This window comes from Vibrio sp. SCSIO 43140, from assembly GCF_023716585.1.
Classification (GTDB): Bacteria; Pseudomonadota; Gammaproteobacteria; order Enterobacterales; family Vibrionaceae; genus Vibrio; species Vibrio maritimus_B.
This window is the reverse complement of sequence record NZ_CP071851.1, coordinates 582,015-597,635: the sequence shown is the minus strand read 5'-3', so window position 1 is coordinate 597,635 and position 15,621 is coordinate 582,015. Positions and strand designations below refer to the sequence as shown.

18 protein-coding genes are annotated in these 15,621 nt (G+C 45.3%); 10 read left to right on the top strand and 8 right to left on the bottom strand.

Annotation, left to right across the window (positions count from 1 at the left end):
• Positions 1-79: 79 nt before the first annotated feature.
• The 6 genes from J4N45_RS21270 (at position 80) to J4N45_RS21245 (ending at position 6,639) form a co-directional block, all read left to right on the top strand.
• A complete protein-coding gene (locus J4N45_RS21270; protein ID WP_252016802.1) occupies positions 80-991 on the top strand; it encodes a Fe(3+) dicitrate ABC transporter substrate-binding protein in 912 nt (303 codons plus the stop codon).
• Between the two features lie 7 nt (positions 992-998).
• Positions 999-1,997 (top strand): FecCD family ABC transporter permease, encoded by a 999-nt coding sequence (locus J4N45_RS21265; protein ID WP_252016800.1) that lies wholly within the window; start codon positions 999-1,001, stop codon positions 1,995-1,997.
• The gene (locus J4N45_RS21260) at positions 1,994-2,959 is read left to right on the top strand and encodes a FecCD family ABC transporter permease (protein WP_286036916.1); all 966 of its coding nucleotides are present in this window, start codon (positions 1,994-1,996) and stop codon (positions 2,957-2,959) included. Before J4N45_RS21265 ends, J4N45_RS21260 begins: the two co-directional genes overlap by 4 nt.
• Positions 2,959-3,723 (top strand): Fe(3+) dicitrate ABC transporter ATP-binding protein FecE, encoded by a 765-nt coding sequence (gene fecE / locus J4N45_RS21255; RefSeq protein WP_252016798.1) that lies wholly within the window; start codon positions 2,959-2,961, stop codon positions 3,721-3,723. Before J4N45_RS21260 ends, fecE begins: the two co-directional genes overlap by 1 nt.
• Positions 3,724-3,836: 113 nt before the next feature.
• Positions 3,837-6,011 (top strand): TonB-dependent receptor, encoded by a 2,175-nt coding sequence (locus J4N45_RS21250; RefSeq protein WP_252016796.1) that lies wholly within the window; start codon positions 3,837-3,839, stop codon positions 6,009-6,011.
• A 241-nt stretch (positions 6,012-6,252) separates the two neighbouring features.
• The gene (locus tag J4N45_RS21245; protein WP_042471826.1) at positions 6,253-6,639 is read left to right on the top strand and encodes a hypothetical protein; all 387 of its coding nucleotides are present in this window, start codon (positions 6,253-6,255) and stop codon (positions 6,637-6,639) included.
• A 114-nt stretch (positions 6,640-6,753) separates the two neighbouring features.
• Here J4N45_RS21245 and add read toward each other — a convergent pair whose 3' ends face one another.
• On the bottom strand, positions 6,754-7,743 hold the full coding sequence (gene add / locus J4N45_RS21240; RefSeq protein ID WP_252016794.1) for an adenosine deaminase: 990 nt from the start codon (positions 7,741-7,743) through the stop codon (positions 6,754-6,756).
• A gap of 382 nt (positions 7,744-8,125) precedes the next feature.
• On the opposite strand from add, the gene J4N45_RS21235 reads away from it, so the two are divergent.
• Complete coding sequence (locus J4N45_RS21235) at positions 8,126-8,704, top strand: outer membrane protein (protein WP_234497035.1); 579 nt, start codon at positions 8,126-8,128, stop codon at positions 8,702-8,704.
• A gap of 58 nt (positions 8,705-8,762) precedes the next feature.
• On the opposite strand, the gene J4N45_RS21230 is transcribed toward J4N45_RS21235, so the two are convergent.
• Positions 8,763-8,939, bottom strand: a complete 177-nt coding sequence (locus J4N45_RS21230; protein WP_252016791.1) for a hypothetical protein — start codon at positions 8,937-8,939, stop codon at positions 8,763-8,765.
• Between the two features lie 194 nt (positions 8,940-9,133).
• On the opposite strand from J4N45_RS21230, the gene J4N45_RS21225 reads away from it, so the two are divergent.
• Positions 9,134-9,868: an IclR family transcriptional regulator gene (locus J4N45_RS21225; RefSeq protein ID WP_234497043.1), complete on the top strand. Its 735-nt coding sequence runs from the start codon at positions 9,134-9,136 to the stop codon at positions 9,866-9,868.
• A gap of 6 nt (positions 9,869-9,874) precedes the next feature.
• A complete protein-coding gene (locus J4N45_RS21220; protein WP_252016789.1) occupies positions 9,875-10,729 on the top strand; it encodes an arginase family protein in 855 nt (284 codons plus the stop codon).
• 77 nt (positions 10,730-10,806) lie between these two features.
• Here J4N45_RS21220 and J4N45_RS21215 read toward each other — a convergent pair whose 3' ends face one another.
• Positions 10,807-11,742: a hypothetical protein gene (locus J4N45_RS21215; RefSeq protein ID WP_503058258.1), complete on the bottom strand. Its 936-nt coding sequence runs from the start codon at positions 11,740-11,742 to the stop codon at positions 10,807-10,809.
• A 216-nt stretch (positions 11,743-11,958) separates the two neighbouring features.
• The gene (locus J4N45_RS21210) at positions 11,959-13,188 is read right to left on the bottom strand and encodes a DEAD/DEAH box helicase (protein WP_252016785.1); all 1,230 of its coding nucleotides are present in this window, start codon (positions 13,186-13,188) and stop codon (positions 11,959-11,961) included.
• A gap of 324 nt (positions 13,189-13,512) precedes the next feature.
• Between J4N45_RS21210 and J4N45_RS21205 the strand changes: the two genes are divergently transcribed.
• On the top strand, positions 13,513-13,716 hold the full coding sequence (locus J4N45_RS21205; RefSeq protein ID WP_252016783.1) for a hypothetical protein: 204 nt from the start codon (positions 13,513-13,515) through the stop codon (positions 13,714-13,716).
• Positions 13,717-13,771: 55 nt separating this feature from the next.
• Here J4N45_RS21205 and J4N45_RS21200 read toward each other — a convergent pair whose 3' ends face one another.
• The 4 genes from J4N45_RS21200 to tatA all read right to left on the bottom strand — a co-directional run bounded on the left by J4N45_RS21200 (position 13,772) and on the right by tatA (position 15,583).
• Positions 13,772-14,131 (bottom strand): hypothetical protein, encoded by a 360-nt coding sequence (locus tag J4N45_RS21200; protein WP_252016781.1) that lies wholly within the window; start codon positions 14,129-14,131, stop codon positions 13,772-13,774.
• Between the two features lie 98 nt (positions 14,132-14,229).
• Positions 14,230-14,430, bottom strand: coding sequence for a twin-arginine translocase TatA/TatE family subunit (locus J4N45_RS21195; protein WP_252016779.1), 201 nt, complete (start codon positions 14,428-14,430; stop codon positions 14,230-14,232).
• A gap of 94 nt (positions 14,431-14,524) precedes the next feature.
• A complete protein-coding gene (gene tatC, locus J4N45_RS21190) occupies positions 14,525-15,310 on the bottom strand; it encodes a twin-arginine translocase subunit TatC (protein ID WP_252016777.1) in 786 nt (261 codons plus the stop codon).
• Between the two features lie 84 nt (positions 15,311-15,394).
• Positions 15,395-15,583, bottom strand: coding sequence for a twin-arginine translocase TatA/TatE family subunit (tatA, locus tag J4N45_RS21185; RefSeq protein ID WP_503058164.1), 189 nt, complete (start codon positions 15,581-15,583; stop codon positions 15,395-15,397).
• Positions 15,584-15,621 lie beyond the last annotated feature (38 nt).

The window sequence follows — 15,621 nt, the reverse complement described above, 5'->3', positions numbered from 1 at the left end:
ATCCATTGTTAATGCTATTGATAACCATTCCCAACCAATGCTACGATTGCGCCCCTGTTATTTTTACACTGAGCTCGCTATGAATATCTCTTTTGCACAAGGACTTCGTGCTGTTGTCGTCAACCTTCTCGCTTTTGTCTGTGCTACCGCTGTAGCAAGTGACACCCGAGTTTTCGAAGACCAACAAGGACAAGTATCTATTCAGGGCAGTCCGAGTCGTGTTGTTGCTCTTGAGTACTCATTTGTGGATGCGCTCGCGGCGGTTGGTGTTTCTCCAGTAGGCGTTGCCGATGACAAGAACATCGAACGTATTCTTCCTGAAATTCGTGAGCTGATTAAACCTTGGCAATCCGTTGGCGTGCGCCCACAGCCAAGCTTAGAGGCCATCGCAGAGCTCAAACCCAACCTCATCATCGCGGATGCTGAGCGTCACGCCACCATTTACAACGATCTTTCAAGCATAGCTCCGACCATCCTTTTAAAAAGCCGTGGTGAAACCTATGAGGAAAACCTCGAGTCGGCACTGAAGATAGGCATTGCAGTAAACCGTGAAGCTGCAATGAAAGCTCGAATTGAAAAGCACCACAAGATCATGGCTCAGTATCGCCAAAATCTATCATCAGCAGACAACTTTCAGTTTGCCGTCGTCACTGATAAGGGTATGTGGCTACACGGACCAGCTTCCTACGCTGGTGGTGTTATCACTGCATTAGGGCTTAAAGGACCAGCAGTTCCAAATACAGACAAAGCGTACATTGAAGTCAGTTTTGAGCAGCTTTTGAAGATCAACCCTGATTGGCTGCTACTGGGGCCATATAAGCCTCATACCGTCTATGATGACTGGGCAAACAACCCTCTTTTCAAGATGCTGAACATTTCAAAGTCACAGCAAGCTGTGAAAGTGTCGCCGCAACTGTGGTCACTAAACCGAGGGATAATCGCAGCAGAAGGCATTGCTAAAAACCTAACTGACATTATTCAAAAGCCGTAGATTTCCTATGTTCCAATTCCAACAGTGCAAGCTTTGGCTTGCACTTTTTTTGGGAATGTTTATTTCCCTAAACATCTCCTTGACCGCATGGTCTAGTTTCGATTTAACTATCTCCGCTCTGAGTCACTATTGGTTTGCCTTCGATGCCAATAATTTGGAACACCAGATAATCAATACGCTTCGCATGCCAAGAGTATTGGGCTGTGCGCTGATTGGCGCCAATTTAGCCGTTGCTGGTGTACTCATGCAAGGCCTTACTCGAAACCCCCTTGCTTCACCGTCAGTGCTCGCCATTAATTCAGGTGCGGCACTTATGATTGTATTGACCAGTTTTGGAATACTTACTCTTCCGTTACCGACTGTTGTAGCCGGTGCACTGGGGAGTACGCTAAGCGGTCTATTGGTTATTTATCTCGGTGGATTTTTCGAAAATCGTCCTCATCCGGTCAAGCTTGTCCTCGCAGGAATTGCAGTGAATGCTCTACTACTAGGGTTAACTCGAGCCACCATTATTCTTGCGGACGACCAGGCCTATAGTATTCAATCTTGGTTAATAGGCTCTGTTAGCAATCTCAATTGGGACTCTATCAGTCTGCTCGCCCCGATCAGTCTATTTGCTCTGCTACTCAGTTGGGTTCTGGCTCATCAATTAAACTTATTGGTGCTCGGTAACGATGTCGCTACAGGGCTTGGCGTCAACACCACTGTCATTCGCTTACTTGCTTGTCTCGCCATTGTAATGCTGACCAGCGTCAGTGTCTCCACAGCGGGTCCCATTGGCTTTTTGGGACTGTTAGTTCCTCATATGGCGCGCAAGCTCGTTGGAAGCAACTTCTTCCTTTTAATACCAGCTAGCACGCTTCTTGGCGCATTGTTATTGATGCTGTCTGACACCTTGGCTCGTGCCATCGCCTTCCCGAGCGAAACGCCAGTAGGCGTAGTGACAGCCCTGATTGGCACGCCATTTTTCATCTTTATTTCCATAAAAGGCCGCATCAACTCATGAAGCTTTCTTGGCTAACTCTTGTTGTGATTCTGATTGCTGTAGGCATCGTAAGTATGCTAGTCGGTGTCACGCAATTATCATTGGTACAAGTCGTTGAGACCCTTTTTTGGGGTGGGGACTACGACTTTGTCGTTAATCAATATCGATTCCCTAGATTATTGCTTGCCATTGCTGTCGGTGCGGGACTTGGTGTCTCTGGAGCGCTTGTACAAGGTGTGATCAGAAACCCTCTTGCTTCTCCAGACTTAATTGGCGTGAGCGCAGGCGCTGGTTTCGCGGCCACACTGCTATTGACCATCTGTCCCGATGCGCCCGTTTGGTATCTGCCTTTGGCAGCCATCTTTGGTGGCGTCAGCGTAGGACTTGCTTTGGTTATCATCGCACAAGCGGCAAAACTTCCACCAGCGCGAATGGCGCTTACAGGCATTGCTATAAGCGCCTTTTTAGCCAGCGGTATCGACTTTCTTCTCGTTGTTCATCCAATCGAGATCAACACCGCTATGATTTGGCTTACGGGAAGTTTATGGGGAAGAGGATGGGAGCAACTCCCTTATATTTGGCTCGGTTTAGCCATTTTACTGCCAATTGCTCTATGGTACGCATGGCGTCTGGATATCATTGGCCTTGGTGACGAATCCGCCATCGCTCTGGGTGTACAACTCGAAAAGGTTCAGATAGCCGCAATTCTCAGTGCCGTCATGCTTGCTAGCCTTAGTGTTTCTATTGCCGGAACTATCAGTTTTGTTGGATTACTTGCACCTCATTTAGCTCGCATGCTATTTGGACACAATCACAAAGCGCTCGTCATTGGCTCAGCATTAATTGGAGCGTTATTGGTACTCATCGCAGATGCTATTGCTAGAGGCATCTCGCCGCCAATTGAGCTTCCTGCTGGTGTTCTGACTTCCATCATTGGGGCACCCTACTTCATCTTTCTATTAAAACGCCACAAGGGTTGGTAATGCTGTCTGTTAAAAATCTACACGTTGCGTATGGCAATAAAACCATTATCCAAGATCTTAACCTGTCGATCCCGAAGGGAAAAATCACCGCTCTTATTGGACCTAATGGTTGTGGCAAATCGACCCTGCTGAAAACACTGGCAAGAATCAATCAGCCTAAATCTGGTGAGGTGCTTATTGACGACACACCGCTCACAAAAATCCCAACCAAAGCGCTAGCAAAGAGGCTATCGATGTTACCTCAAACGCATACTAGCCCAGAGGGTATCTCCATACGCCGCTTAGTTGAATATGGGCGTGCACCCTACACATCACATTGGGGAAAACTCAACGAACAGGATAACCAAATAGTAGAGCGTGCTATGGCGGCCACCAGCATCAGTGATTTGGCAGAACTGCCCATCGATGCCCTTTCAGGTGGTCAGCGTCAACGTGCTTGGATCGCGATGATCATTGCGCAAGACACCGAAGTTGTCATGCTCGATGAACCTACCACGTACCTTGATCTTTCTCATCAGGTCGAGCTCATGCAGACCATGCAAACCATGAATCAGCAAGGCAAAACAGTGGTTGTGGTATTACATGATCTCAACCAAGCCTGCCGGTACTGTGATCATTTGGTTGTTCTTAAGGATGGTCAACTCATGACGGAGGGCGCTCCGTCAGAAGTGTTTACTCAATCGTTACTCAAGCAAGTGTTCGACCTAGACGCCATGGTGATTGAAGACCCAGTTTCCAACACCCCAATGTGCGTCGCTCGCTAATCATTTCAATACGTTATACATCAGGCACAACATATTGAAATTTTGGTATTGATAATCATTATCATAACCACTACCATTGCCGCGAAATTTAGCATCAGTGGTAATTACATCTAATGGCATCATCTACAGGGAATCGAGTTTTATCCCTCTCACTACTCGCACTATCTATTGCTCAAGCCAACGCAACTGAAACAACAACGTCATCGACAAAAACAGAACAAGACAACGCCGATGAAAACATGGTTGTGACAGCAACACGTTACAGCCAAGACGCGGATAAGATCCCAGGGTCTATCCACGTTATTTCGGAAAAAGAGCTTAAACAGCAAACTGCAGTCGCCGACGACCTAACCAGCGTTATCGCCAACTTGGTACCAGGCATGACGCCAAGTCGTCAGAAGTTATCAACACAAGGTGAAAACCTGCGTGGACGCACGGCACTTATCATGGTCGACGGTGTTCCACAGAACAACCCACTTCGAAATGGTAACCGTAATGGCTATACCGTTGACTCTTCAATGTTAGAACGTGTAGAGGTGGTTCAAGGTGCAAGTGCGGTGCAAGGCAATGGCGCGACTGGTGGTATCATTAACTATGTGACCAAGAGTGCGAAGCCAGGCGATCACTGGAAACAAACCATAGGCACAAGACTGACCTCTAACCTTAAAGAAGATGGCACTGGTGGCAAAGTTTACTATAACCTTAGCCAGTACGATGAAGACTATGATCTGTTCATCGGTGGAGCTTGGGAACAGCAAGGTCTGTATTACGATGGTAATGGCAATCCTATTGGCATGAACTCGATCCAAGGCGAAACTCAAGACTCTAATGCGACCAACTTCCTTGCAAAAGGTGGCTACAACTTCGATGGTGGCAATCAACGCGTCAGCTTTAGTGCCAGCAGATTCAAACTGCAAAGCAACCAAAACTATGTTGCCGTAAAAGGCGACTGGCAAAATGGTGTTCCGGGTACGGTTGTAAAAGGCACACCAAGTGGTGACCCAACGTCTAACTACGCTGAACTCTATAACTTTGGTTATGATCACTACGACTTTTTAGGCGGTGAGCTTAAATTCCAGGCCTTTTACCAAAACTTCGAGGCTGTCTATGGTCAAGCATCTTGGTGGCCGACACCAGATAAACAGTATGATCAAGGCGCTATTGTTTCTACCAAAAAAGGCTTCAAACTCAGTTATGTGAAGCTGGATTTATTGGGTCTTGATGACAGCTGGGTGATTGGGCTTGATGGTCTAGAAGACTCGACTAAGCAAAAACTGACGCAATCAAACCGCGATGTAACGCCAGATATGATGTATCAGAGCATCGCACCATTTGTTCAAGGTGATATGCTGGTTACCGACTCACTACGCCTATCTGGTGGTGTTCGCTTTGAAAATACACGCGTGAAAGTAGCGAATGGTCAAACGCTATGGGGCTACGGCAACGGCGGTCATCGCGAAGTGAACATCATTGGTGGTGAGCAAACCTTCTCTCAAGCTGTATTTAACGCCGGAGCGGTCTATGACTTCACGCCGAATGTCTCTTCATTCGTTGGCTTTAGTCAAGGGTTCGGTTTACCTGATATTGGCCGAGTGCTTCGCGGTAACTGGATCGGTGGACCAGGCGTTGATGCTCCATCTGGCGGACACCCTATCGATTTTAATACTATGCCAGCAGTAAAGCCGGTCGTGACAGACAACTATGAGGTTGGTCTGAGCTACAGCAACGATAAATTCTTCATTAGCGGTAGCACTTACATGTCTATTGCAAAAGATGGTGCTAACCTAAGTTTAAACAAAGGTGGCACCTATGATGTTGTTCGTCAAAGAACGGATATCAAAGGCTACGAGCTAAGCTCCACTTACCACATTTTACCAACTACGCAGCTCCAAGCGCTATACTCACATGTCCAAGGTCAGGTAGATACTAATCAAGATGGTCGGGTAGACAGTGATATGGATTTAAAAAACCTATCTCCAGATCGCTTGTTGGTCGCAATGAACCACCAGTTTTCTGATAACTGGAATGGCCGAGTACAATACAACCACATGTTCTCGCGCTCAAAAGAGCAGAACGGCGCTGGCAGTGCTCAGAAATTTGATGGCTATGGTCTGATGGATCTTTCGATGTTCTACAACATGAAACGTTACGGCCGAATCAGTGTGGGGATTGAAAACCTCTTTAACGAGCAGTACATCAACTACTTTAGCCAAATTCGCCACCATAGTGCGTATTACTTCTCAGGTCGTGGCAGAACCTTCAGCATAGGCTACGAAGTCGACTTCTAAAAAAAGCCCCTTACCATTGGTGAGGGGCTTTTTTAACCGAAGGGTCCCGTCCTGCAATGAGTTAAACGTCTAACCTAGTCAGCTAACTGTTAGCAGTTGTTTCTGTTTGGTCTCCCTAGTGTCAATGATGACTAAAGACTATTCAAACTTGTGAAACATTCGTCAAACCAATAACTCGCTAACACTATTTTTGCATTGGTCTTTTATGGTTGCCGCCTACGAAATAGCAGTGGTAGCAAACATGAAAAAAATAATTATGATGGCATTGGCGCTGTGCTTAGGCTTTAGCTCAGTTGCCAAGGCAGATACCGGGGTTGGTCTTTTTGTTGGAGACCCGTATTGGGGTTTGGACTTCAAGCACAATGATCTGCGCTTTAATGTCAGCCTCGACGACCGTATGGGGTTTGGCGTCAACAAAACCTTCGGTATTCAAGATACACCAATCTACCTTTTTGTCGGCGGTCACTATGTCGATAGAAACAGTCGCTATATTGCGGTGACGCCGGGGATCGGTGCCGAGTTTCGCGTGAAACCAGTTGGATTTTACGTAGATGTCACTCCGGCAATTTATCTTGATGAATTTGAAATTGAACTAGAGGCAAGAGCCGGCTTTAGAGTGTATTTCTAGAAAAATAGGCTAGAGGCCGTACATACCAGATAAAAGAAGACCCAGTCGTATTAAAACTGGGCCTTTTTTGGGTTCTGGTTACAGTAGATCAGTTATCTGTTAATCGGCTTTTTGCTAATTAACTAGAAGCTGTGATTTAGTCGCTTCATCCGTAAATGCTGCCTTCACACTGTTACGATAGATGTGCATGTAATCGTCTTCGCTCAAGTTGAACTGTTCCATCACTTTTTGTACTTCTTTCGTCATGGTGGTGTTGGAAACCGTTCTGTTGTCCGTGTTAATCGTTACAGGGATACCGCGCTGTCTAAAGTCTTCAATTGGATGAACATCCATACTTTCCACCGCTTTGGTCTGAACGTTACTACTTGGGCACGTTTCTAGCGCAACTTGTTTGTCGTGAACGAGATCAAAGGCAGCTTGATGAGTAGCGATATGGATGCCATGCCCCACTCGCTCTGCACCCAGCATGGTAATCGCATCATACACGTTCTGACCTTCACCCTGCTCACCGGCATGAATAGTCACATTGAGACCTTTTTCTTTTGCATATTTAGCGAATGGGATGAACTTTTCGCAAAAGCCCAACTCTTCGCCACCAGCAAGATCAAACGCAGCCACACCTTTGCCCACATATTGCGAACCAACATCAATGACATCATTAATTTCATCCGTTGGCATATGACGCAGTAGAGACAGGATAATGTTGCCTTTAATGCCGTGAGCTTGTTCCGCACGCTTCATACCAGCAACAACGGAACCGATAATCTCTTCTACATTTAGCCCTTGCTCTCGATGTAACAGAGGACCAAATCGTACTTCCATATACGTTACGTTTTCTAGAGCGGCGTCTTCATATACCTCAAAGGCGATACGCTCGAGTGCCTCTTTTGTCTGCATTACAGACAGTGGCAGGTCAAAACGTTTTAGGTATTCAATCAGGTTTGGACAGGTTTCTGGGGCAATCATCATGTCACGGATGACTTCCACATCTGTACTAGGCAATTCGATGTTCTGTAGCTCCGCCAACTCGATAATAGTCTCAGGGCGAACACTTCCATCTAAGTGGCAGTGTAGGTCGATTTTTGGCAGTTGTTTATAATTCATCGTTACCTCTTTTTGGAATAATTGATAAGCCTCAGAATTTCCGTATGTTTATTCCGACTCCGTGCAGATAGGCCAACGAACTCGTGTCTTCGTCAAATCCAACATACATGAGCGGATTTACCGAACTCAAGGGAATAACCCGCATTTATACTGATAAACTTAATACAAAACCACCCTAACTACCCAATATAGTGTGACTTTGTTCACTTTTATTTGAGTAAACGTTTGCGTATTCGTTTGTAATTTTGTGGTTTTACTCACAAACAGTTCTAGGACACTTCCACCACATTTCCCGACATTTCTTGCACAGACCCACAAACGAGAATTGCTTACATTACGCCCCGAAATTAAACACTCTTATAAATACGGAATGGGTAACAGAATGAAAAAGACAGTGGCAATCGCGATCTCAGCTTTGATGGCAACTAGTGCATGGGCAAACTCAGTAGAACCAGGCTTCTACTTGGGCGGTGGTTTTGGTCTTACTGAAAGTAAGCTAGAGAACCAGGACATGTCAGCGTTCCCAACACTAGATGGTTCGCGTTCACTACGTGTATACGGTGGTTACCAGTTCAACCGTATCGTTTCTCTGGAAGGTGGATACACTAACTATGGTGACCTTTCGCACGCAATGCTTCAAGGTGCTAATGCTAAGGTTACACCAAGCGCTTTCTCTGTAGCAGCTAACTTAGGTTACAGCTTTGACAATGGTCTACGTCCATTTGCTACTCTTGGTCTATCTCACGTAAACGTTGATCTTAAAGCAAATGGTCAATCAGAAAGCGATTCTGCATCTGGTTTCCGTTACGGCTTGGGTCTAGAGTACGCACCACAAATGATTGATGGTCTTGCAGTACGTGTTGCTTATGAAGCGGATGCATTCAAAGTAGACATGGGTGGTTCAAGCACAGACACATTCTCAGTAGGTTCTCTATACCTAGGTGCTTCTTACAAGTTCTAATGTAGAACTACTTAAGAAATAGACGCTCAGCCCTTCCCCCTTTCGGGCTGAGTGTGCATCATTCCTTCGGTTCTTTCTCATCACTCAAACCGGCAAACAATGCGCCGCTTTTAGGCATCCAGAACTGGCACCCTTCTCGCTTCATAGAAGTCGGGTTTCCCCATGCTGTACAAAGATCTTTCTCGTTGTCTCTTTTTCTCTGAAACTGGCGACAGGTTCCACAAACAAACTCCATTTATCACTCTCCTCTCGTTCCACATTACCTTAGTTGGATATTCATCGAGTTGTATTGATTCATCGCAACTTACTCCAATGTAAGAATCTGCTTATTTTTCACCTCATGAGAAAGCCTCTGCTTAATTTTGTTCCCTTTCTTACCGGACAGGAATATAAATTGCGTAATCCTTTTTGATGATAGATAACGCCCATATGGGAAACGCACTACAGCCACCAACTCAGGTAAACGAAAAGCCATTGCAACTGCTTATGCAGGTTGCGGTATCCGATGAACCCGTATCTGCTAAGACTTTGAGCCAGCAGTTAGGTGTACCACTTAGTAGCCTTTACAGACATATCAAACTACTTAAAGAGTGGAACCTCATTGAAGAAAGTGCTCATGACAAAACGCTGATCGTCGGCCCTGCAGCTCTTTTACTGATGCACAGCTACCAATCAAGTCCTCACAACTTGGAAACAATTGAGAGCATTTTGTTCAGACTGCAGAAGCAAACGGGTGAGATGGCAGCCTACATGGTACCAGTGGGTTATCGAGCGTTATGTGTCAGCTTACAAGAAAGCGCCCAAGCGCTGCGTTGTAGCTACGTTCGTGGACAAAGCCAACCTTTATTGCGCGGCGCTTCGTCCAAGGTAATGCTGGCCTACCTGCCTGAAGCTCGACGCGAAAAGATCCTTCGCCATTTCGGAGAAGAAGCAAACGCCGAAGCTTGGCAAACTGAGTTGGATCAGATTCGCAAACAGGGATTTGCTATCAGTACGTCTGAGTTTGACCCTGGAGTGACGGGCATCAGTGCACCTGTTACCAAGGGATCTAAGCTAATCGGTGCGGTTTCTATTATGGCGCCTGCTCATCGTGTGGAGGCGAACAAGGACAGATTCATTCTTCATGTATTGCAGGCAGCCAGAGCGTTGCCTCCAGAAAGGTAATTCATCATGCTAAGCGTCTTCAAACAGCTATGGAAACGTCGCTATCATCCTGTAATGGATAACAAATTGTCAGTCTTGACGGTATGCGAAGCGATTAAACCCCAGACCAATGCTCAGTTTGAAGACGCTGAATCCTTGCTTGATACGGCTTACGATTGGCTTAGCGCTCAACACTATTCTCATTCAATGAGAAATGCTGGACATTACCCAATCCTTACCGCCTATAAAAGTGAGCGACCATACTTCGAAAACCCAATGGCTAGCCATGATTTCAAAGAGAAGTTAATAGAGCAATTAACCGTCGGTGCGATGCCTTTGCTGATTACTAACTGCCATGAAACCTTACTCGACGTCTTTCCAAGTTTTCTGATTGAACGCGAAGAAGTCGGTATCATTAACATCAATGCTCATCTTTTGATGGATCAATGCCTAGATTTGACGATGGGCTCAATGCTTCACTTCGCCTTGAATCGATTCAATGAATGTCGTGCCTTTCATATTGGCATTGATGGCAGCAAGTGCGACAAAAAACAGCTAGAGTACGCAGAAGACATGGGGTGCGACTGGCTCATGGCAGATGAAGTGAACTATCGAGGACGCGCGTTACTCAAAGAGCAATTGGCGCGCTTTATTAGTCATTGCGACAAGCTCGTGATTACGATTGACCTGCCTTCGATCTCAAAACACAACTCAAGCAGTGAGAAGCGAAAACTGGATATTGCTATGGTATTAAGAGCACTTCGTCAGTGCTTGGCATCAAACAAAGTGTTGCTCATTCAACTTGTTGGAGCTCAAGAGCAACACATATATTCCAAAGCAACCCAATTGCTGGTTCAGGAGATTGGTGAGTTTTATCAATGAACTGATTAGGCTCCCCCAACTTGACTCGCTGACGAGTCTAGGGGGGAGCTAAAAAGACGATAGGTTTGCAGCCAAGGCTATTTCACTTCATATCTTAGTAAGACTTCATTATCTAACACGACGTTAGTCGACCAGATAAAACTTGCTCCAGCCCCACTGAACTTTTCGATAAAGTTCATATAAGCCTTTTTATTATTCACCCCGATGTCATCTTCAGAGTATTGGGTCGCTTGAGGCCATGCCATTGAGTCAAACTCTGGATTCATCCAGTCGCCAGGAACTTCCCAGTGAGCGGCATAGGCGTTCTCACCGGAGTCAGTGCCCTCTGTGGTGCAGCTCTCTGATAGACGTTTTCCATCGACTTCACTTAAGCAAGTTAAGTCATAGATAGGTGCGGTATAAAACGTTTGTGCTTGCCAGTCTGTACTTGTTACAGTTCCATCACTAAAGCTCGCGATAAAGCCGCCATCCCCAGGGTGATAAGCCTTTCCACGATTATCTTCCGTGCCCAGACCTAGGTTTTCTTCCCAATCAATCACCTTTACGGCAATCGTGTAGGGCTTGTTAACTTTGAACTTTACAATACTTGAGTTAAAAGGTGTAAAGGGCACAGTGTCTACGGCGACAAGCTGACCATTTATATAGAGTTCGAAGTAGTTATCCGCAAAAATGTACCCCGTGATCTCGTCACCATCTGCATCTATTACAGCAACAGGTACCGAGTCCATATCTACGTAATCAATACTCTTTGGAGTGATCTTGGCACACTCTTCATATAAATCGACCGCTTTTGTTGCCGTGGTAAAGTGATTCTCCGCTGGAACCGTCCAAACCTTGCCGTCAGAGTCGGCGATCTCTCCTACCCCCGCGACACGGCTTCTTCCGTTCTCGCATTCAAATAGATTGGCTTCGACCGTTTTTGCGAGACCTTGAGTAATACTGGCGGTACCCTTGTAATCACTAATGCCAGCACTTAAGGCGGAACCCGATACCGTTAAGCTTACAGCTGTCATTAAACCGATAGATGAAAGAGTAGCAACACGATTGTATGTAATGCGCATAAATAGAATCCAGCCTAAGATACGAGGTTTAAGTGTAGTAGTTGGTAAAGAGAGTGAGAGCAATCATTAGAATTTAACTCTCAACTCGGAGCGCATTTTAACTGGCGTATTGAAAATATACGTAAATGATTAGCAATGTTAGGTAAACTGATTGCGGCCGAGAGTACTCTATGATCGTTTACTTTTTCCTTGAAACTGCTTAATACTCTTCTTTCTTTGTGTTCTGCGATTGGCTTGCTTGTCTCGTGGTGCGCGTTTGTTTTCGCCGGTAGAAGGCTTATCGGTAACAGGAAAGCCATCCAGCTCATTTAGCACGAGCTCACGATCAGTCGTCTTTCTAATGGATTCAAGATACTCAGTTTCACCGTGGCAAACTAGAGAAACGGCGACACCTTGCAGTCCAGCTCTAGCGGTTCTTCCAATTCGGTGAACATAAGTCTCTGGATTGGATGGCAGTTCGAAGTTTATGACGGCTGGGAGGCTTTCGACGTGAATGCCGCGCGCAAGTAGATCTGTAGCAATAAGAACACGCATTTTTTGCTGTTTAAAGCTCTCAAGCGTTGCTTCTCTCTCAGCTTGATTTTTATTGCCATGCAGTGCGGCTGCCGCAAGCCCTGCTTTGCTCAACTTCTTACATAGCGCATCAGCGTTATCTTTCGCTCCAATAAACACTAATACCTGAGACCAGTTATTGCGTGTAATTTGATCTATCAGTGCTTTAGCTTTGCTTCCTTTATTAACCAGATAAAGGATTTCTTCGATTGCGTCTTCGTTTTTAGCCTCTTTTTTTGCCTCAATGAACACTGGAGAACTGAGCAACGTCTTTGCTTTTTCTTCAAGTGCCTGCGGAAAGGTAGCCGAAAACAAGAGTGTTTGACGCTGTTCCGGCAGGCTTTGAATAATGCGCTGTACGTCCGTCCAGAAGCCCATTTCTAGCATTCGGTCAGCTTCATCAAGCACCACGTTAGATACCATACTCACGTCTAATGCTTGTTCAGCTAATAGCTCGATAAGTCTTCCTGGCGTGGCAACAACAACCTCCCAACCCATGGAAAGTTGAGCTTTCTGTTGTTCTTTATCTACCCCACCGCAAATACAAACCGATCTTACTGACGTATTTTTAGCGACCAGAAGCAAGGCCTCGGTAACTTGTGACGCAAGCTCACGAGTTGGAACGAGGACTAAAGCTTTAGAACTGTTTTGCCCCTCGAGAATAAGTTGTAAGAGAGGGAGTCCATAAGCCAATGTCTTTCCACTTCCCGTCTGGGCGATCGCTAAAACATCCTTGTGATTTAGAATCGCAGGAATAGCGAGTGCCTGAATGTCCGTTGGTTCGCAGAACGTTTCAGGTAACGCTGCAGTCAACTCTTGAGATAGCGATAACTTGGTAAATGGCATAGTTTTGGTCTTCGTTAATGCTGATTGAGGATGGTGTCGTGGGAAATGAATCGATCAGTTTACATGTTATATAACTGCCCAAACTTCCCTCTTTCCATCAAAGAGCGCACTTTACCACAGATAACTTAGCGGTGTTTAGCGACTCTCATCTTGTAAGTAACTTGATCAAGCTATTTGGTACATAAAACATTCATATACTTCCGTTACCCTCAATTCATAGCGGCATATTGGATACCTAACCGTCAGTAAAGAGGTGTGCCAAACAAGGTCGTTATGACAAAAAACAAAACAGACTATGTAAAATTGACGAGAGAAAAGCGAACAATGAAAGATGTACATTTTATCGAGGTGAAACGATACATGGAGCGTCAGTACTCAGTGCCTCCAGCCTACATCGATGACCTAAAGTCGGCACAACTCAAAGGATTTCCAAACCAGTACGCGGTGCTTGTCGAAGCGTTCAATAGAGAGTGGAGTTTGCTTATTGATACTAGTAAGTCGAATATTAAAATCAGAGAAGTCAGCTAAAGCAAATCCGATAGTATCTATATTTATCGTCATTTGCTGTTTTTCATAGAAGTCTTCAACACTCTACTTTTGAGTAACATGGACTCCTATCACCTATGTTAGTTTTCTTTAACATTGAGCTAGAATCGATTGAGTACTGCACTAAGAACTGTTCAATGTCGTCCAAAATGACACGACAAGCAGCATTTATTACGGAACTATCTACACCTCGGTAACGTTGATTACATTGATTTGTCATGTTCAATATTTTCTTGGCCAGTGCTTTCGATGTGTTGACCTCATTGATGCGAACTAAGAATGGCTCTAAGTTGCCATGTAGCGCTTTCGTAACCAAAGATGCGCTAAACAGTTCCTCGTTTTCTAGAAGTTTAGACTGCACCATCGTTAATAAATCTTGAGTTGTTACAGTCGACATAAAACACCAATTCAATGAATAGCTTACCTAGAGAGCCACGCAGTTGTGGACAGCTCTTTAGCATATAGATATCGTTGAGTTGCACGTTGAACCCAGTACTATTTTTTATCGTTCTCGACGCCAGTTTCTATCGCTTCCAACTCTTTGTTTAGCTGGTTTGCCACCTGACCTGACAACTCTTTCATCTTTGTAATGCCATTTAAAATGGAGCGAACAGTCTTAGTCATTTGCTGTGGTCCCATAACGACCAGAGAAACAATGGCAATCATGGCCATCTCCCAAAAACCAATATCGAACATTGTCGTATCCTCTTAAGTTGAATGCTTTCGCTCGCCTTATCGATGGAAGAGCGAAGCTAATAGGTTGCAAAAGAACGTATAGTTTCATCGTTATCTAGTGGTTAGCCTCTTGCGGGACTAGGGGGTTATCGATGAGGCTATCTGCGTCATGAGCGTTTAAGTCATTGGGTTTGTAGAATCGCGCCATAACCAGACCGGCTTCGAACAACAACCACATGGGTAGAGCTAACAGAGTCTGAGAAATGACATCGGGTGGCGTGAGTAGCATGCCTACCACAAATACGCCAACAATCACGTGAGAACGCTTACTCGCTAGAGACTTAGGTGTACTTGCACCAGTCCAGCACAGCAGCAATGTAGCTATAGGAATTTGAAATGCTAAACCAAATGCAAAGAACAGTTTAAGGACAAAGTTCAGATAGCTAGAGATATCGGTAGCGATGCTGATACTTTCTGGTGCCACAGAGGTAAAGAACGAAAATACCAATGGGAATACTACATAGTAAGCGAACACAGCACCGAGGTAGAAAAGGATTGCTGACCCAAAAATTAATGGAATTAGCATACGTCGTTCATTTTGATAAAGCCCCGGTGCGATAAACGCCCAAATCTGTGATAACCAGTACGGTACTGTGGCAAACACTGCCACTACGATGGTTAACTTTATTGGGGTAAAGAATGGTGCCGCGACGTCTGTGGCAATCATCGCCCCTCCTTCGGGTAGCTCCGCAATCAGAGGCTGTGCTACGAACGAGTAGATATCGTTAGCAAAATACACCAAGGCAATAAACGCAACGAAGATAGCGGAAACAGAACGTAATAATCTATTACGCAGTTCTAAAAGATGACCAATTAATGTTTGAGAGTAGTTTGCGCTCATCGTCTTTACCTTATTTATAGGGAGAGATGACGTCCTTGTCTCAGCTAGCTTCCAGCATAGTCGTTGGGGAGCCGAGTGATACTATTACTTCGCTTCGTCTCCAGACTGAACCGGTAGGTTTGAGTCTGGTTTGTTGTCATCTTTCATTGCCGTTTTGAAGCCGTTGATTGCAGTGCCGACATCGCCACCTAGAGTGCGCAGACGTTTAGTGCCGAACAGTAATGCTACGATGATTGCGATGATTGCGAGTTGCCAAATACTAATTCCAGCCATGATAGTGCCTCTTATTGATACTAATTAATTAAACAGTA